We start from the raw sequence: 17,644 nt of genomic DNA on the forward strand, positions 1-17,644 counted from the left end.
GTGTGTGGGGGTTTTTTTTGGCCCCCCCCAAACCCGCCTCTTGTGTGTGCCCCCCCGGGGGGCGGCGGCGGCGCTCCCGCGCCCCCGCCCCTCGGTCGTATTCGGTTGTGCGGCAGGTCAGACGCGGGCTCTGATCCACTTGTAGACGACCAGCACAACGATGGCGCCGATGATGGCGCCGAGGAAGGTGTGCTGGACCGGTGGATGGACGCTGAACTTGTGCGGGGCGAAGACCAGACTGCCCAGGGTGCCGCCGACGTAACCGCCGATGATGCCGAGAACGGCGGTCCAGATGATGCCGAAATCCTCCTTGCCCGGAACCAGAAGGCGGGCGATCGCGCCCGCGATGAGGCCGATGATGATCATCGTGATGATGCCCATGGCATGCTCCTTGCCTCGAGGTGGCGCATTCGAAGGTAGCAGGGCCGACGCCCGAAATGAGCGTGTCGCAATACACCGGCGTGCGCGTTTCGTCCCGTGGGCGGCGGCCGGACCGGCGTTCTCGGGCAGCGAAACCCTCGTCGACGCCAGGTTTTCCGGGCCATGATGGAGGCCGACGACGTCATGACGGCAGTGGCTCCTGCACGACGGCAGCGTGGCCGCGCGACGAGTCCGCCGATTCCGAAAGGCATGCGCATGAGTGCGAATGCGCCCGAAACTCCCTCTCTCACCGGCCGGGGCGCCCTGGCCCGGACCATCGCCGCCCGCGGCGGACTGGCGGCCCCGGAGTCGCCGTTCGTCATCGAACACCGCGAAGCGCTCATCTACATGCTCTGCCAGGCCGCCGAACTCGAACACGGCATCATGTGCCAGTACCTGTTCGCGGCTTTCTCGCTCAAGACCTCCGCCGCGGAGGGCCTGAGCGCCGCCGAGGTCGAGAAGGTCACGCGCTGGCGGAAACTGGTGTCGCACGTGGCCACCCAGGAGATGCTGCACCTGTCGCTGGTGCACAACCTGCTCTCCGCCATCGGCGCGGCGCCCCACATGACCCGGCCCAACCTGCCCTTGCCCGCCGCCCACTATCCGGCCGGGGTGCAGCTGGCGCTGCTGCCGTTCGGGGAGCAGGCGCTGCGGCACTTCATGTTCCTGGAACGCCCGGAGGGCATGGCCCTCGACGACGCCGAGGGCATCGCCATGGCCGGGCGCGCCGCCGCGCACATGGAGCAGGGCGAGATCGTGCCGCGAGTGCAGGACTTCGCCACCGTCGGCCACCTGTACCGCTCCATCGAACACGGCATCGAGCATCTGGCCGAGAAGTACGGCGAGCGCTGGCTGTTCGTCGGACCCCGCCGCGCCCAGGCCACCGAAAAGCATTTCCGCTGGCCGGAATTGGTGGCGGTGACCGATCTGGCCTCGGCCAAGCGGGCCATCGACACCATTCTCGAACAGGGCGAGGGCGCGCGCGGCGACTGGCGCGACGCCCACTTCGGCCAGTTCGTCAAGATCCTCGACGAGTACGAGCAGTGCCTGCGCGAGAACCCCGACTTCGACCCGGTGCGGCCGGTGCTGGCCGCCAATGTCCGTGCGCCCGAACGCGATATCCCGGTCCCGCTGATCAGTGACCCGGGCACCGCGCGCGTCACCGACCTGTTCAATGTCGGCTACGAGATCCTGCTGCAGATCTTCGAGCGGTTCTTCGCGCACACCGAGGAGACCGACGCCCAGCTGCAAACCCTCGCCGACGCCACGGTCTCGCTCATGTTCGGCGTCATCCGCCCCCTCGGCGAACTCATCACCACCCTGCCCGCCGGCCCGGACCACCCCGGCCGCACCGTAGGCCCCAGCTTCGAATTGTTTTATGAGACCGACTATTTGATGCCCCACCGGGAGGCGGCGTGGACGCTGCTGACCGAGCGTCTCGGTGAGGCGGTCGTGCTCAGCGAGGCCATTCGCGCCGATATTCCCGGGGCGGTGGGGGACGGGCTGGTCCCGGTGGCCAAGGCTTTCCGGGATATCCGGGACACGCTCGCTGCGCACTTCCCGAGTTGGAACGCCCACGCGCAGCCCGAGATCCTGGGCATCGATCCCGCCGTACAGGCCGCGGCACGCCAGCGGGCCGACGAATTCGCCGGGCGGGTGGCCGGAATCGGGGTCGGCGGGGAGCTTGCCGAGCTGTTCCACGCGGTGTACGCCCTGAGCCGGGAGCCTGCTCCGGCGATCGTGCTGCCGCGATTGGCCGACAGCGTGCTGCGTCCCTTGTCGGAGGCGCTGATTCGCCACGGCCTCGGCCCGAGCACGGCAGGTCTCGACGGTGCGGCGGAGCCAGTATCGAGCGATGGGGCGGAGCCAGTATCGAGCGATGCGGTTGGGACGGTGTCGAGCGATGCGGTGGAGACGGTGTCGAGCGATGGGGTGGAGACGGTGTCGAGCGATGGGGTGGAGACGGTGTCGAGCGATGGGGCGGGGACGGTGTCGAGCGATGGGGCGGGGACGGTGTCGAGCGATGGGGCGGAGCCAGTATCGAGCGATGCGGTGGGGACGGTGTCGAGCGATGGGATAGACGGGGCATCGCGCGACGCGGTGGAAACGGCACCCGGAAGCGTGACCCATGTCGGCGCAAGCGTGACTCATGTCGGCGCGGCTGCGGGTACAAGCGCTGAGCCCGAGCCTGATTCAGGGGTGGCGAAGCGGCTGCGCGCGCTGGCCCTCTCGGCGACCCGGTCGCGGGTCGGGGCCGACCTGCCGGAGCTCCTCGAGGCCACGGCTGCCCTCCAGGATCTCGCCTGCGCCGTCGCCGCCGTCGGCGAACGACCAAGGTTGCGTGCGGAATTCGCGCAACTGCAGTCCGGGTTGCCCCGCTCGATCCGTACGGCGAAGAACGGCCCTTACCTGGCCACGAACGCGACTCTGGTCGATCACCTCGGTCTTCCCATCGAGCTCGGCCCGACGGCCGCGCTGTGCCGGTGCGGCGCGTCCGCGCTCAAACCGCTGTGCGACGGCAGCCACACGCGCATCGGCTTCAATGACGCGAAAGATCCGGCGCGGGTGGCGGACCGGCGTGACACCTATGCGGGGCCGCAGGTCACCGTCTTCGACAATCGCGGCATCTGTCAGCACTCCGGACTCTGCACCGACCGCCTCGCCACGGTATTCCGCACCGGCGCTGAGCCTTTCGTCGCGCCGAACGGCGGCCGCATGGATGAGATCGTGCGTGCCGTGCGCGCCTGTCCGTCGGGCGCGCTCGGCATGGCCTTCGACGGTGTCGAGGCGCGCGAGGTCACCGATTGGCACGGCACCCGCGAGCCGGTCGTCGAGGTGACCGAGGACGGGCCCTACCGGATTCGCGGCGGGATCCCGCTGACCGGCCCCGAAGGGGGCGATATCGACCGTGCCGCAGGCGCTTCCGCCGAGCACTACGCGCTGTGCCGGTGCGGGAAGTCCCGCAACAAACCGTTCTGCAGCGGCATGCACTGGTATGCCGGCTTCCGGGATCCGGTGCCCGGTCCCGGCCAGGAGCCGACGCTGTTCGAATGGGCGGGCGGCTATCCGGCACTGCGGCGGATGACCGCGCTGCTCTACGAACAGCTGATCCCGGACGATACGGTCCTGGCAGCGGCTTTCAGCGATCCGGACACCGATTACGCACGCCGGGAGGCGGATTGGCTGGCGGTCGCGTTCGGCGCGCCCCGGGAGTCGGACGAACCGCGGTCCAGGCCCGACCTGACCGAGGAGCAGCAGCAGCGCTGGGGACAGCTGATCCTGCGCGCCGCACGCGAGTCCGGACTCCCAGACGATCCCGAATTCCGTTCCGCCTTCGCCGCTTTCGTGGCTTGGGCGGTCACCGCCGAAGGTCACGCGCCCGACTGGGATTGGGGCCCGGCCGGACCGCCGTCCTACGTGGCGCCGCAGCCGTCCGCCGAATCATCCGATCCCGCCCTGCCCCGACCCGAGGCGGCCGTCGGCTTCGCCGCCCACATCAAACCCCTGTTCCGGGACAAGGATCAGCGCTCCATGAGCTTCGTCTTCGACCTGTGGTCCCTCGACGACGTCACCAAGCACGCCGCCGAGATCCTCGACCGCCTGGCCGCCGGCACCATGCCCTGCGACGGCGCCTGGTCGACGGAGAAGGTGGACGTCTTCAGGAGGTGGACCGAGTCCGGCATGCGCCCGTGACCCGCCCGGGCCGCGATCACCGAGTCGTGATCGTGCGGCCCGGACGGCCGTCCGCGCGCCGAATCCCGGCTCAGCCCACGTGGATCGGCATGGCGGCGATGTCGTTCTGGGTCATGACCGGAAGGTTGACGATCTCCTCGACCGGGGTGGCCAGCCGCAGCTCCGGGAAGCGGTCGAACAGGGCGGGCAGCGCGATGCCCGCTTCGAGGCGGGCCAGCGCCGCGCCCGGGCAGATGTGCGGGCCGTATCCGAAGGAGATATTGCGGTGCGCGCTCGGCCGGGTGATGTCGAAATCGTCGGCGTCCTCGCCGAAGACCGCGGTGTCGCGGCCGATGGCACGGTAGGACATGACCACGCCCTCCCCCTGCTCGATCACGGTGTCGCCGACGGTGATGTCCGCGGTGGCGAAGCGCATGAGCAGATGGGTGACCGGGCCGTCCCAGCGCAGCGTCTCCTCGATCACCTGCTTCCACTCCACCTCCTCCGAGCGCACCCGGGCCAGCTGTTCGGGCCGGGTCAGCAAGGCCCGCACCGCATTCAGGATCAGGCTCACGGTGGTCTCGTGCCCGGCGGCGACGAGTGCCTTCAGGTTGCCGACCACCTCCTCCTCGGTGAGCGGCTCGCCGCCCTCGTCGGCCAGGATCAGCGCGCTGGTGAGGTCGTCGCCGGGCTCGGCGGTCTTGCGGCGGACCATCTCGGTGAAGTAGACGTCCATGTCCTCGATGATCTGCAGCCGCTCGTCCTGCGGGGTGACCATGGAGAAGAACTTCTTGTACCAGTCCAGCAGCATCGGGTGGTCCGCGCGCGGCACCCCCATGAGCTCGGAGATCACCCGCATGGGCAGCGGATAGGCGACGACCTGCTTGAGATCCACCGCCGCGCCGTCGTGACCCGCCTCGTCCAGATCGTCGAGCAGCTCCTTGGTGAGCCGTTCGATGGTGGGGCGCAAGGCCTCCAGGCGGCGCGGGGTCAGCGCCTGGGTGGTCTTGATGCGCAGGCGGCGGTGCTCCGGGCCGTCCACGGTGAACATGGAGCGGCCGGCGTCGATCATGCCGATCAGCGGCCACTGCCGGGTGACGACGCCGTCGCGCCACAGCTTCCAGGCATTGATGTCCTTGACCAGTCTGGTGTCGGTGAGCAGCTGGCGGGCGATGGTGTGGTCGGTGATCGTCCAGGCGGGGGCGCCGAGCAGATCGATCCGGGTAACCGCCCCGGCGGCGCGCAGGCGGGTGGTCTCGCCGGCGAGATCACCGACCATCGGATCTATCGAAATCGCATGCGGGCAGGGGGAACTCACTGGAAACCTCCGAGAGCGCGAACAGGAGTGAAAACAACAGGAAGGGAAGTCATTCCGCGCAGGAACGGCGACGGCCGCCGCACCAGGTTCTGCGCGGGCACCGCCAGATCGATGTCCGGCAGCCGGTCCAACAACACCTCGATGCCGGTGCGCGCCACCACCTCCGCGATCTGCTGCGCCGGGAACGGGCAGCGGTACTCGCCGTGGCTGAACGCGAAGTGCGCGTTGTTGCCGGTGTGGGTGGCGGCCTCGCCGACCGCCTGGCGCACGTGCGGATCGGTGTTCGCGGCGGCCAGCCCGAGCAGCAGCAGGTCGCCCGCGCGAATCGTCCGGTCCGCCAGGCGCGTATCGCGCGCGGCCCAGCGCCCGGCCAGGATCGAGGTGGGGGACTCCTCCCACAGCACCTCGTTCATCGCCTGATCCACACTGCGCCGCCCGCCGCCCAGCGCGGCCGCGAACCGGTCGTCGGTGAGCATCAGGCGCACCGAATTGACCAGCCAGTCCGCGGTCGGCAGGTGTCCCGCGGCCGTCACGGCCATCAGGTCGTTGACGTACTCCTCGTCGGTGAACGGCGCCGGGAAGGCCAGCATGCGCGAGACCAGATCATCGCCCGGCGCGGTCTTCTTCACCGCCAGCAGATGCTGGATGTACTGCATGAACTGCAGGTGCGCCGCCTGCGCGTCCGCGCCGCCGTCGGCCATCACCTTCATGGCCCGCGCCAGCCCGGGGCCCTCGGCGTCGGGAATGCCCAGCAGCCAGGCCAGGACGAGCACGGGCAGTGGCTCGGCGAACTCGCCCACCAGATCGGCCTGGCCGCGACCGCAGAAGGAGTCGATCAGCCGATCGGCCAAACCCTCACAGACCCGGCGCAATTCGAAGGGATCCACCGATTCCAGCGCGGGCTCGACCATGGCCAGGTGCCGCCGATGCTCCGCGCCCGCCGTGAAATAGATCGACGGCATGGGCGAGCCGACCATGGGCAGCAGCGGCCAGTCCGGCGGGATGTTCGGCCACTGATTCCACAGTCCGACATCGCGGGGGAACAGTTCGGGAGAGCTGGTGACCTGGTGCATCTCCCGATACCCCAGCACCAGCCAGGCCGGAATCCCGCCGGGCAGCTCGACCGCGGCCACCGGTCCGTGGTCGCGGCGCATCTCCCGGTAGAGCGAATGCGGGTCGGTGTGGAAGCGGGGGCCGCTCAACGGCACCACGCCGGGCTCGTGGGGCACGGGGCAGGAACCCGGCGCGGGCGATGTCATGCGGGATTCCTCCACAGCGCGGTCTCCGGGTGAGAGAGGTATTCGACGAGGGCGATCAGGACGTTCTTGCAGGAGTCGCGGTCGCGGGCGTCGCAGTCGAGCAGCGGGATGTGCGGGTCCAGATCCAGCGCCTCGCGCACCGCGGGCAGGGCCGGGCCGGGTCCGAAGTTGTTGCACGCCACGATGAACGGGGTGCGCTGGTGCTCGAGCCGGTCGATGGCGTACCAGGAGTCCGCGATCCGCCGCTGATCCACCAGCACGATGGCGCCCAGCGCGCCCGCGAACAGGCGGTCCCACAGGAACCAGAAGCGTTCCTGGCCGGGCGCGCCGAACAGGTACAGCACGTGCTCGGTGTCGATGGTGATGCGGCCGAAGTCGAAAGCCACCGTGGTGGTGGTCTTTCCGGGCACGCCCGCGAGATCGTCGACGCCCTGGCCGGCCTGGGTCATGGTGGCCTCGGTGTCCAGCGGGCGGATCTCGCTGATCGAGCGGACCATGGTGGTCTTGCCGACGCCGAAGCCGCCCACGATCACGATCTTCAGGCCCTGCCGGGCATCGGCGTGCAGCGGGGCGTCGGCGCGGGCCGGACGCGGGTCCTCGGTGCCGGCGCACCGGATGTCAGAGCTTACGGAGTCCAACGAGCACCTTTTCCAGCATGTCGGTATCGGGCAGCGAATTCCATTGCCGCGCGGCATGATCCGGATGACGCACCGTGATCTTGCCGGCGTGCAGCAGGTCCGACAGCAGGACGACGGTGATGCCGACCGGCAGCCGCAGCTCGGCCGCGATCTCCACCACCGCGGTCGGCGCGCGGCACATGTCGAGGATGGCGGCATGCTCGGACTGCATGCCGCGCACCGGATCGCATTCGCTGACCACCAGGGTCACCAGATCGAACGCGTCCGAATCCGGTTGGCTGCGACCGCCGGTCAGCGTGTACAGCCGATCCGGATCCTCGTCTGGCCTGGTCACGACACGCTCGCCCCCGGCACCCGCGGGGCAGCGGCCAGATGCTCGCCGAGTTGCTCGACCAGCTCGCGCATCGTGTGGCCGACCAGCCCGGCATCGGCGTCCTCCGCGGCCACCACCGCGATGTGCGCCCCCACCCCGGCCTCGACGATGAACAGGATGCCCCCGTAGAACTCGGTCATCGACTGGCGCACCCCGCCCCGCCCGTCCCCGAACTCCACCGAGGCACCGTGCGAAAGACTCTGGATCCCAGCGGCGATCGCCGCCAGCTGATCGGCGCTGTCGTTCCCCAGCCCGGCCGTATGACAGATCTTCAACCCGTCGCCGGACAGCAGTAGCGCATGGCGCGCCCGCGGCGTACGCGCCAGCAACTGCTCCAGCAGCCAACCCAGATGTGTGGCGGACGGTGTCATCGATCGGTCTCCGATGGGGACGTAGGGGCGGGGAACGAGTTCGCGGTGAAGGCGCGTTGGAAGGCAGCCATGGCCGAGGGCGCGGACGGCGCGCGTGGCGCCTCGGGCTGCGCCGGGCCCGACAGGCCGTCCGGGTGGACGGCGGCCAGCGTGCTGCCGCGACGACGCTTCGGCAGGCCGCTGGAAGTCGCTGTGTGCTGGTCGATTTCGGGCTGGGCCGGAAGAAGGTCCTGGACGGTGGAGGCGAAGGCGGGTTTCGGCGGCGGTGCCGTATCGGGCGCGGTGGGGACATCCGTCGCCGGGGTGCCGGGGTGCGGACGGGTGGTGACCGGGGTGAGGCGGCCGAAGGTGCCGGATTGGCGTTCCAGGCGGGTGGTGAGTTCACGGGGGATGACGACGACCACGGCGGTGCCGCCGATGGCGGAGGGGCGGTAGCTGACGGTGAGGTCGTGTTTGCGGGCCAGGTGACCGACCACGGCCAGGCCGAGGCGGGTGCCGGAAAGGGTGGAGAGGTCGGAGCCGGCGCGGGGGCCGGAGACGGCGGATTCGGCTCGCCGGAGAGCCGATTCGCTCATGACGAGACCGGAGTCCTCGATGGTGATCACCACACCGGCGGGGACCTCGGCGGCGTAGACGTGGACCTCGGTGGTGGGCGGGGAGAAGTTGCAGGCGTTGTCGAGCAGCTCGGCCAGGGCGTGCATGACGCCCTCCGCGGCATGGCCCGCGATGGCGATCTCGGTGATCGCGCGCAGGCGCACGCGCTGGTAGCCCGCGACCCGGCCCATGGCGCCGCGCAGGATCGATTCCATGGCAATGGGTTTCGCCCACCGGCGGCCCGAGCGCGCACCGCTGAGTACCGCGATGCTGTCGGCCAGCCGGCCCGCCTGCGCGGTCCGGTGGTCCAGTTCCAGCAGGTCGGCCAGCACCTTCGGGTCGGCGTGCCGGTGCTCCATCTCGCGCAACTCCGCCAGCATGCTGGTGCTCATGGCCTGCATGCGGCCCGCCGCGCCGGCGAACGCGGCCATCGCGGCGGCGCGGCGGCCCTCGCTCTCCTTGGCCGCCCGGGCCTCGGCCGCGACCTGTTCGCGGATGCCGTGAATTCTGGCCTCGGACTCGGTTATTCGCGCCTGAGCGGCGGAAACAGTCGCGGCCACATGGGCATCGGCCTGCGCGGTGTAGGCCAGCGCCTCCTGCCGCACCGCCTGCACCCGGCCCCGGTAGTAGGCGGCGGCCGTGAGGGCGGCGGTCAGCAACAGCGCCGCCACGCCCGCGCCGATGGCCAGCGGTACCCGGAAATCGTTGGGGGAGTAGAAGACCGCGACCGCCACCGCGGCCGCACCGAGCGCCAGCGATCCCGCCAGTGTGGACAGGGGCGGTCGCTGTCGCAGGACGGGTTGCTGCTCCCCGCCCGGCGGATTCACTGATTCCGACACGCTGCGCACTTCCGAACCGACGTCCACCAGGGCGAATACCCCGGTGCCCCCAACCGCACCCGCATGCGGGACCAGTGCCAAATGCCCGGACCGGCAAGCGGATTCGGATCTGCCGGACGCAGCATAAGCGCACCGGGCGGGCCGCGCTACCCGAGCGCGAACCCGCTGGCGATCACGAGTCCTGGTGAGCGGGAAGGCGGTTCAGACGCGGGCGAAGACCTGCGGGCGCGTACTCAGGTACCCGTAGCCCAGCACCGCCACCAGATACAGCAGCAACGCCGCCGCGGGCAGCACCAGCCCGATCGCCGCGATCAGGTCGAAGCCCACGAAGCCGATCACCGCCTGCCGGCCCTCTCGCCGCGCGTAGTCGGCATCGTAGCCCGGCTCGAACAGATCCGGGTTGCGGCGCAGGGCAATCCACATCACATACCAGGCCGCCGCCTGCACCGCACCCGCCAGCCCGTAGAAGGCCGTCGCCACCTTGGCATTCCAGCCCCCGTCCTCCAGATGATGGGCCAGCACGGTCGTCGGGAACGGCAGGAACGCCACCGCCAGGAGCAACAGCAGATTGCCGCAGTGCAGCAGTCCGTCCATCCGCCGGACCCGGCCGAAGAAGCGGTGATGGCACAGCCAGATCACACCGATGGTGAGAAACGATCCGGCATAGGCGAGGTAGCTGGGCCACAGCCCGGTCAGCTCATGCCACAGCGAGCCGTCATCGGTCTCCGGAATGCGAATCTCGAGTACGAGCAGGGTGATCGCGATGGCCATGACGCCATCGCTGAAGGCTTCCACGCGGGTGGTATCGGAAAGCCGCGATTCGGGGTACTGCATGCGGTCATTATCGAGTGAGCGTGCCGGGTTCGATGTTGCGACAGCAGCGCGGCCATCAGGGGCACGACGGTGTTCGCCGGAACGGCCTCACGCAGTTGCCATGTGGTGCGCTGCGGGATGGCGTTGCCCGATCCGGCGCGCTGCGCCTCGGCCTCGGTGATGATCCCGCCACCGCTCGATTCTCGCACGCGCTCACCCCGGCTCCGGGACATGACGCAGCCCCGGTTTCGGTATGCCTATGAATCACCCACTGTTCGCCCAGAGCGGAATCGCGGCCCGCGCACTTGACCTCAATATAAGTAGAGGTTTGATGCTGGAGTCATCGACATCCCGTCGAAAGCGAAAGGGAGGCAACGAGATGCGTGTAGTGCAGGCCGAGGAGTTCGGTGGACCCGAGGTGCTGACCGTGCGGCAGGTCGCGGATCCGGTCGCCGGTCCGGGTGAAGTGGTGGTGCGGGTCGCGGCCGCCGACGTCATGTTCCTCGACACGACATTGCGCAGCGGGTGGGCACGCGACTTCTTCCCCGTCGAGCCCCCGTTCGTACCGGGCGGCGCGGTCACGGGCACGGTCGAATCGGTCGGGCCCGACGTGGACCCCGGGTGGGTCGGCAAGCGGGTCGCCACCCCGACGGCGGCCAGCGGTATCGGTGGCGGCCTGCCCGTCGGCGGTTATGCCGAACTGGCATTGGCCAAGGCCGGCACCCTGGCCGTCATCCCCGACGAGCTGAGCTTCGAGCAGGCCGCCGCCCTCGTGCACGACGGACGGACCGTGCTCGCGGTCGCCGACCGGGCCGCGATCCAACCGGGTCAGTGGGTGCTGATCACCGCAGCCGCGGGCGGTCTGGGCACCCTGCTCATCCAGCTGGCCCGCGCGGCCGGCGCGCAGGTCGTCGCCGCCGCCCGCGGGGAGGCGAAACTCGCTCTGGCGCAACGGCTCGGCGCGCACGAGGTGGTCGACTACTCGAAACCCGGCTGGGCCGAGCAGGTCCGGGAACGGACCGGTGGCGTGCAGGTGGTGCTCGACGGCGCGGGCGGCGACATCGGCCGCGCGGCCCTGGCCGCCACCGCTCCCGGCGGGCTGCTCATCGCCTACGGCAACTCGGCCGGTGGCTTCGCCGCGGTCGACGCGGAATCCGCTGCCGCCCAGGGTATTACCATCGTCTCCCTGTTCGAGATCGCGACCCCCGAGACCGACTGGCTCACCCTCCACGACCGCGCCCAGGCAGAGGTCGCCGCCGGTCGCCTCGATGTCGTCATCGGCCAGACCTTCCCCCTGGATCAGGCCGCCGCCGCGCACACCGCCATCGGCTCCCGCGCCGCCGTCGGCCGGACCATCCTCACGGTCTGAGAGTCATCGGCGTGTCGTGAACCTCCGCCCGGCCTCGGAGAGCAAGGTGGCATCGGGCGGAACACGACGCGGAGGTGGTGATGGGTACGAGAGCCGGTGCGGTCGCGGCCGTGGTGGCGGGGGTCTGGATGGCCGTGGCGGGCGCCGCGTGCGCGCAACCGGGCTTCGACCCGGACATCCTGCAGCCCGTTCACATCCCGCCGCGCACCGCGCTCTCCGTGCGCACGCTGGTGCCGGGCGCGGGCTGGGGCACCGACAACGAGACCCAGGAGCGCGCTGCCTTGTCCATCGCCAAGCTGTTCTTGGCGGATTTCGCCCTGCGGCACGGCGACGGCTCGGCCGAGGATCGTGAGCTGGGCGAGCGCATGGTCTGCAAGTCCGACGACGCGGCCGCCGACCGGATCGCGGCGAAATATCCGTACGCCATCGACGCGGTCGCCCAGGAGTACGGCCTGCGCGCCACCCACGGCCGCGGCGGGTGGGAACTGTCGACCACCAGCGTCGCCGACGTGGCCGACTTCCTGGCCGCGAAACTCCGCGACGAACCCGACAGCCTGATCCTGGCCTGGATGGAACAGCCCAGCGAACGGGCGGCCGACGGCACCCGCCAGGACTGGGGCACCGCGCGACTGCCGCAGGTGTACGGAACCAAGTGGGGCTGGTCCGATGTCGGCGCTCCGGAAGTGGCATCGGTGTCCTTCGGCCCCGGATTCACCGTCGCCGCCCACACCTACGGCACCGCCGAGCAGCAGACCGAGGATGTGCTCGGCGCGTGGTCGGCGGTGACGGACCCGGTGACTCCCAAACACTGACACTCGGCGTTGTGCCGGCGGTGTCACCGTCCGTCGGGTGTCGCGGCACATGCTTCGTCCACCGGCACACCGCGCAATCGTTGATCCACCCAATCCATGGTCGCGCCATAGGAACTGACGTAGGCCGTCAGATGTTCACCGCCGACGATATTCTGCGTCGCCGCCACCCCCAGCGCTTCGCGCTTCGTGTCGGCCGGGATGGGCAATATCCCGAGTGCGCCGAAACGACCGCTGCAGTTGTCCTTGATGGGGGTGGTCGCGAGCCATTGCGGCGCCGGCGCTTCGTGTGATCTGTGCCATCGGAGGACCCCTTGCGCTCGGGACAGTTGTGTCTTCACAATCGTTGTGTGCTTACAACTGTCGACGAGCTGAGCTCGCGCCGGAAGACGATCATCCTGATCACCTGCTGTTTGAGCTTGCTGATCTCGTCCATGGACGCGACCATCGTGAATGTCGCCATACCCGCCATCCGCGACGACCTGGGCGCGCCGCTGTCGCGGCTGCAGTGGATCGTCGACGTCTACACGCTCACCCTCGCCAGCCTGCTCATGCTCTCCGGCGCGGCCGCCGACCGCTTCGGGCGCAAGCGGGTGTTCCGCATCGGGCTGCTCACCTTCGCGCTCGGCTCGCTGCTGTGCAGCCTCGCGCCCACCATCGGGGTCCTGATCGGCGCGCGGTTCGTGCAGGCCGTCGGCGGTTCCATGCTGAATCCCGTTGCCATGTCGATCATTACGACCACTTTCACCGGCCGGATCGAGCGGGCCCGGGCGGTCGGCGTGTGGGGCGCGGTGGTCGGCATCTCGACCGCGCTGGGGCCCATGGTCGGCGGCGTGCTCATCGACAGCCTGGGCTGGCAGTCGGTGTTCTGGATCAATCTGCCGATCGTGGCGGTCGCGCTGGCGCTCACCACCGTCTTTGTGCCGGAATCGAAATCGACCAGGCCGCGCGGCATGGATCCGATCGGGCAGGCGCTGGCGATCGTGGTCCTGTTCACCCTCGTGTACGGTCTGATCGAGCGCGAGCCCGCGGTCTTCGTGGTGTCCGCCCTGGCGCTGGCCGGATTCGTCTGGCACGAGGCGCGCCACCCGTCGCCGTTCATCGATCTGCGCTTCTTCCGCAGCTTCCCGTTCTCCTCGGCCACCGTCATCGCGGTCTGCTCGTTCGCCGCGCTGGGCGCGTTCCTGTTCGACATGTCGCTGTATCTGCAAGGGACCCGGCACTTCTCGGCCGTGCACACCGGTCTGCTGTACCTGCCGATGGCGCTGGGCATGCTGTTCTTCTCGCCCCTGTCGGGGCGGCTGGTGGGCCGCTACGGCACCCGCCCGTCGCTGCTGGTCTCCGGCATCCTGATGGCGGTGGCCGCGATCGGCCTCACCCTGCTGCATCCGGACACCCCGATCTGGCAACTGGTCATCACCTTCGCGCTGTTCGGCATCGGCTTCGGCATGGTGAACGCGCCCATCACCACCACCGCGGTGAGCGGCATGCCGCTCGATCGCGCGGGCGCGGCGGCCGCGGTCGCCTCCACCAGCCGCCAGGTCGGCGTGAGTCTCGGTGTGGCACTGTGTGGTGCGCTCACGGGCGCGGGATTGTGGTGGACCATCGCCGGTTTCGCCGCCGCGGTCACCGCGCTGGGCGTGGCCGCCAATACCGACTGGGCGTACCGTTCGCGAGATCGCGTCGCCCCCCTGCTCGAACAGAAGGTCCCCGCTCATGCCGGATGACACGCCCACGACCGACGAGGTCTGGCGGCAGCTCACCCACCTGGTGATGGACACCCGCGACACCTGGAAGCGCGCGGTGGTGGAGCGAACCGGCATGCCGTTCAGCCGGATTCGCATCCTGCGCCGGCTGCTGCCCGGCCCGCTCACCGCCAAGGAGCTGGCGCGGGCGGCCACCATGGATGCCCCCGCCACCACGGTCGTGGTCAATGATCTCGAGGAGCGCGGCCTGGTGATCCGCGAGATCGACCCGACCAATCGGCGCTGCAAACTCATCTCGCTCACCCGCGCGGGCCAGCAGGTGGTGGCCGAGGCCCTCGCCACGCCGGACCCGGCGCCCGCCGAATTGGCCGCCCTGACCCCCGCCGACCTGCGCACACTCCACGGACTCCTGCGCAAACTCGAACACTGACTTACCCGTTCGTGATTCAACCGTTATCGTTTGTCCCGTGCGACACCGAACCTGGAAGTCCCTCGCGGCTCTCTGCGGCGCCCTGCTGATCGCGGGCACCGGCCAGAGCCTCGCCGCCGCACCGGTTTCGGGGTCGCTCGCGCGCCCGGCACCGGAAGCTCCTGTCCGCCCGCTGTTTCCGATCGCCGGCCAGACCGTGGTCCTCGATCCGGGCCACAACGGCGGCGGCGCGGCCCACACCGACGAGATCAATGCCCAGGTGCCCGACGGCCGCGGCGGCGTGAAGCCCTGCAACACCACCGGCACCAGCGGTGACGACGGTTACACCGAGCACGAATTCAATTGGGATGTGGCCCAGCGCGTCCGCGACCTGCTCAGCGCCCGCGGCTACCAGGTGATCATGAGCCGCGACAGCGACACCGGCGTCGGTCCGTGCGTGAACGACCGCGGCACCCTCGGCAATCGGCTCGGCGCGGCGGCCGTGGTCTCGATCCACGCCGACGGCGCGCCCGCGGGCGCCCACGGCTTCCACGTCGCCTACTCCTCGCCCGCGCTGAACGACGCCCAGTCCGGGCCGTCGGTGCAGCTGGCCACCACCCTGCGCGACACCATGGTCGGCGCGGGCTTCACCACCTCCACCTATGTCGGCTCGGACGGGCTGAACCCGCGGGCCGATCTGGCCGGGCTGAATTTCTCCGAGCGCCCGACCGCCCTGGTCGAGTGCGGGAACATGCGAGATCCCGGCGACGCCGCGGTCATCGAATCACCGGATGGCCGCGCGCGATTCGCGCAGGCCATCGCCACCGCCATCGCGGCCTATCTGGGCTAGCACACCGGACGGAACGGCTCATGGCGCGGGCGCTGTCTGCGCCCGATTTGCCGTGAGTACATTCGTCACGTCATTTACCGACCGATTTCGGGAAACCGGACCCACAGAGTTCCGGGGAGGACTCCTTGACCACCACCGAGGCACAGCCGCGCTCGCGCTTTGCGAACTGGCTACTAGAGGACGCGGGTGAGCATCACTCGCAGATTCAGGGGCCGATGGCCAAGAAGGCGCCCAAGGAGCATCAGCATTCCTGGTGGAAGGTCATGTGCCTGACGGGTGTCGACTACTTCTCGACGCTCGGTTACCAGCCCGGCATCGCGGCCCTGGCCGCCGGCGTGCTGTCCCCGCTGGCGACCATCGTGCTGGTCGCGCTGACGCTGCTCGGCGCGCTCCCGGTATATCGCCGGGTGGCCAAGGAGAGCCACAACGGCGGCGGTTCGATCGCCATGTTCGCCAACTTCCTGCCGAACTGGTGGGGCAAGATCTTCATCCTGGTGCTGCTGGGCTTCGCGGCCACCGACTTCACCATCACCATGACGCTGTCGGCCGCCGACGGTGCGGCCCACATCGTCGAGAACCCGTACGTGCCCGGGTTCCTGCAGGACCAGAACATGACCATCACCCTGGTCCTGCTGGCACTGCTGGCGGCGGTGTTCCTCAGGGGCTTCAGTGAGGCCATCGGGATCGCGGTCGGTCTCGTCGGCGCGTATCTGGCGCTGAATCTGGTGGTCGCCGCGGTCGGCATCGTCAAGGTGCTGCAGGCGCCGCACCTGGTGACCGACTGGTCGCATCTGCTCACGGCCAAGCACGGCAATATCTTCGCCATGATCGGCGTGGCGCTGCTGGTGTTCCCGAAGCTGGCGCTGGGTCTGTCCGGCTTCGAGACCGGCGTCGCGGTCATGCCGCAGATCAAGGGCGATCCGGCCGACTCCAAGGACTACCCGCGCACCCGGATCAACGGCACCCGCAAGCTGCTGACCACCGCCGCGCTCATCATGAGCGGGTTCCTCATCGTCACCAGCTTCATCACCACCATCCTCATTCCGGAGAAGGAGTTCGAGGAGGGCGGGCAGGCCAACGGCCGTGCGCTGGCCTACCTGGCGCACGAGTACCTCGGCAATGCGTTCGGCACGGTCTACGACGTCAGCACCATCGCCATCCTGTGGTTCGCGGGTGCGTCGGCCATGGCGGGCCTGCTCAACCTGGTGCCGCGCTACCTGCCGCGCTTCGGTATGGCTCCCGAATGGGCGCGTCAGATCCGGCCGCTGGTCCTGGTCTTCGCGCTGGTGTCCTTCGGCATCACCTGGTACTTCGACGCGAGCGTCGACGCGCAGGGCGCGGCGTACGCGACCGGTGTGTTGGTGCTGATCACCTCCGCGGCCGTGGCAGTGACCATTTCGGCCTGGCGCAAGCAGCAGTACTCGCGGGTGCTGGGCTTCGGCGTGGTGTCGCTGATCTTCGTGTACACCACGATCGACAACATCATCGAGAAGCCGGCCGGTCTGCATCTGGCCATCCTGTTCGTGGTCGCGATCATGGTGGTGTCGTTCGCCTCGCGCATCCGCCGGGCCTTCGAGCTGCGGGCCGTCGAGGTGATCTTCGACGAGAAGGCCTGCCGGATGATCGACCAGCTGGCCGAGCGCGGCGAGATCCGCATCGTCACCCACGACATCACCGATGGGCGCTCGCCCGAGGAGTACGCGGAGAAGGAGGCCGATCAGCGGCGCGAGAGCCACATCCCGGAGTCGGAGCCCATCCTCTTCCTCGAGGTCATCGTGAAGGACCCGTCGGAGTTCAGCACCACGCTGCACGTGACCGAGGTGGATGTGGACGATTACCACATCCTCACCGTCGAGGCCGCGGCCGTGCCGAACTGCATCGCGTCCATCCTGATCGCGATCCGCGACCGCACCGGCGAGTGCCCGCACGTCTACTTCGAATGGACCGAGGGCAATCCGCTGGTCAACCTGGTGCGCTTCATGTTCTTCGGTGAGGGCGAGGTTGCCCCCGTAACCCGCGAGATCCTCCGCCGCGCCATCCCGCGCCGCTCCCAGCGGCCCCACGTCCACGTCGACAGCTAGCTCCGCACGAGGGAGCTCTCACCGCGGGAATCGGACGAATTTCCGCAGTGAGAGCTCCCTTGTCGTTTCGTACCGGGCAGGGCTCGCAAATTTAGGTGTAACTCAGGGTTTCATGCATGCGTA

General features: G+C 69.3%; 16 protein-coding genes. 7 read left to right on the forward strand and 9 right to left on the reverse strand.

The window, feature by feature from the left end:
• Positions 1-117: 117 nt before the first annotated feature.
• Positions 118-381 (reverse strand): GlsB/YeaQ/YmgE family stress response membrane protein, encoded by a 264-nt coding sequence (locus ACWEQQ_RS18460; protein ID WP_379404126.1) that lies wholly within the window; start codon positions 379-381, stop codon positions 118-120.
• Between the two features lie 255 nt (positions 382-636).
• Between ACWEQQ_RS18460 and ACWEQQ_RS18465 the strand changes: the two genes are divergently transcribed.
• The gene (locus tag ACWEQQ_RS18465; RefSeq protein ID WP_452349018.1) at positions 637-4,113 is read left to right on the forward strand and encodes a ferritin-like domain-containing protein; all 3,477 of its coding nucleotides are present in this window, start codon (positions 637-639) and stop codon (positions 4,111-4,113) included.
• Positions 4,114-4,183: 70 nt separating this feature from the next.
• Here the strand turns inward: ACWEQQ_RS18465 and ACWEQQ_RS18470 are convergent, their stop codons facing one another.
• The 7 genes from ACWEQQ_RS18470 to ACWEQQ_RS18500 form a co-directional block, all read right to left on the reverse strand.
• Positions 4,184-5,371, reverse strand: coding sequence for a cytochrome P450 family protein (locus ACWEQQ_RS18470; protein WP_452349019.1), 1,188 nt, complete (start codon positions 5,369-5,371; stop codon positions 4,184-4,186).
• 35 nt (positions 5,372-5,406) lie between these two features.
• On the reverse strand, positions 5,407-6,669 hold the full coding sequence (locus ACWEQQ_RS18475) for a cytochrome P450 (protein WP_452346322.1): 1,263 nt from the start codon (positions 6,667-6,669) through the stop codon (positions 5,407-5,409).
• Positions 6,666-7,211: a GTP-binding protein gene (locus tag ACWEQQ_RS18480; protein WP_379427655.1), complete on the reverse strand. Its 546-nt coding sequence runs from the start codon at positions 7,209-7,211 to the stop codon at positions 6,666-6,668. The genes ACWEQQ_RS18475 and ACWEQQ_RS18480 overlap by 4 nt, the downstream gene beginning before the upstream one ends.
• 76 nt (positions 7,212-7,287) lie before the next feature.
• Positions 7,288-7,641, reverse strand: coding sequence for a DUF742 domain-containing protein (locus ACWEQQ_RS18485; protein ID WP_364615320.1), 354 nt, complete (start codon positions 7,639-7,641; stop codon positions 7,288-7,290).
• Positions 7,638-8,051 (reverse strand): roadblock/LC7 domain-containing protein, encoded by a 414-nt coding sequence (locus tag ACWEQQ_RS18490; protein WP_354838000.1) that lies wholly within the window; start codon positions 8,049-8,051, stop codon positions 7,638-7,640. Before ACWEQQ_RS18490 ends, ACWEQQ_RS18485 begins: the two co-directional genes overlap by 4 nt.
• The gene (locus tag ACWEQQ_RS18495; RefSeq protein ID WP_452349020.1) at positions 8,048-9,484 is read right to left on the reverse strand and encodes a sensor histidine kinase; all 1,437 of its coding nucleotides are present in this window, start codon (positions 9,482-9,484) and stop codon (positions 8,048-8,050) included. The genes ACWEQQ_RS18490 and ACWEQQ_RS18495 overlap by 4 nt, the downstream gene beginning before the upstream one ends.
• Positions 9,485-9,685: 201 nt before the next feature.
• Positions 9,686-10,318, reverse strand: a complete 633-nt coding sequence (locus tag ACWEQQ_RS18500; protein WP_452346320.1) for a TMEM175 family protein — start codon at positions 10,316-10,318, stop codon at positions 9,686-9,688.
• 358 nt (positions 10,319-10,676) lie between these two features.
• Between ACWEQQ_RS18500 and ACWEQQ_RS18505 the strand changes: the two genes are divergently transcribed.
• Positions 10,677-11,666: a zinc-binding dehydrogenase gene (locus tag ACWEQQ_RS18505; protein ID WP_452346285.1), complete on the forward strand. Its 990-nt coding sequence runs from the start codon at positions 10,677-10,679 to the stop codon at positions 11,664-11,666.
• A gap of 80 nt (positions 11,667-11,746) precedes the next feature.
• On the forward strand, positions 11,747-12,478 hold the full coding sequence (locus tag ACWEQQ_RS18510; RefSeq protein WP_452346286.1) for a hypothetical protein: 732 nt from the start codon (positions 11,747-11,749) through the stop codon (positions 12,476-12,478).
• A gap of 23 nt (positions 12,479-12,501) precedes the next feature.
• Here ACWEQQ_RS18510 and ACWEQQ_RS18515 read toward each other — a convergent pair whose 3' ends face one another.
• Positions 12,502-12,816: a hypothetical protein gene (locus tag ACWEQQ_RS18515; RefSeq protein ID WP_452349021.1), complete on the reverse strand. Its 315-nt coding sequence runs from the start codon at positions 12,814-12,816 to the stop codon at positions 12,502-12,504.
• Between the two features lie 9 nt (positions 12,817-12,825).
• Here ACWEQQ_RS18515 and ACWEQQ_RS18520 point away from each other — a divergent pair, with 9 nt between their 5' ends.
• From ACWEQQ_RS18520 to ACWEQQ_RS18535, 4 genes are all read left to right on the forward strand, one after another.
• Positions 12,826-14,202, forward strand: a complete 1,377-nt coding sequence (locus ACWEQQ_RS18520) for an MFS transporter (protein WP_452349022.1) — start codon at positions 12,826-12,828, stop codon at positions 14,200-14,202.
• Positions 14,192-14,611 carry a MarR family winged helix-turn-helix transcriptional regulator gene (locus ACWEQQ_RS18525; RefSeq protein ID WP_452346289.1) on the forward strand — a complete coding sequence of 140 codons (420 nt, stop codon included), beginning with the start codon at positions 14,192-14,194 and terminating at the stop codon, positions 14,609-14,611. Before ACWEQQ_RS18520 ends, ACWEQQ_RS18525 begins: the two co-directional genes overlap by 11 nt.
• 37 nt (positions 14,612-14,648) lie before the next feature.
• Entirely contained in the window at positions 14,649-15,440 is a 792-nt protein-coding gene (locus tag ACWEQQ_RS18530; protein WP_452349023.1) for an N-acetylmuramoyl-L-alanine amidase, read from the forward strand.
• Between the two features lie 125 nt (positions 15,441-15,565).
• Positions 15,566-17,521: an amino acid transporter gene (locus ACWEQQ_RS18535; protein ID WP_452349024.1), complete on the forward strand. Its 1,956-nt coding sequence runs from the start codon at positions 15,566-15,568 to the stop codon at positions 17,519-17,521.
• Positions 17,522-17,644: the final 123 nt, after the last annotated feature.

Source organism: Nocardia sp. NPDC004123 (assembly GCF_053603795.1).

Coding starts and splice junctions, on each gene's coding strand:
- ACWEQQ_RS18500 (WP_452346320.1), bottom strand. CDS start 10,318: ATGCAGTACCCCGAATCGCGGCTTTCCGATACCACCCGCGTGGAAGCC.
- ACWEQQ_RS18490 (WP_354838000.1), bottom strand. CDS start 8,051: ATGACACCGTCCGCCACACATCTGGGTTGGCTGCTGGAGCAGTTGCTG.
- ACWEQQ_RS18465 (WP_452349018.1), top strand. CDS start 637: ATGAGTGCGAATGCGCCCGAAACTCCCTCTCTCACCGGCCGGGGCGCC.
- ACWEQQ_RS18525 (WP_452346289.1), top strand. CDS start 14,192: ATGCCGGATGACACGCCCACGACCGACGAGGTCTGGCGGCAGCTCACC.
- ACWEQQ_RS18475 (WP_452346322.1), bottom strand. CDS start 6,669: ATGACATCGCCCGCGCCGGGTTCCTGCCCCGTGCCCCACGAGCCCGGC.
- ACWEQQ_RS18470 (WP_452349019.1), bottom strand. CDS start 5,371: ATGGTCGGTGATCTCGCCGGCGAGACCACCCGCCTGCGCGCCGCCGGG.
- ACWEQQ_RS18505 (WP_452346285.1), top strand. CDS start 10,677: ATGCGTGTAGTGCAGGCCGAGGAGTTCGGTGGACCCGAGGTGCTGACC.
- ACWEQQ_RS18460 (WP_379404126.1), bottom strand. CDS start 381: ATGGGCATCATCACGATGATCATCATCGGCCTCATCGCGGGCGCGATC.
- ACWEQQ_RS18510 (WP_452346286.1), top strand. CDS start 11,747: ATGGGTACGAGAGCCGGTGCGGTCGCGGCCGTGGTGGCGGGGGTCTGG.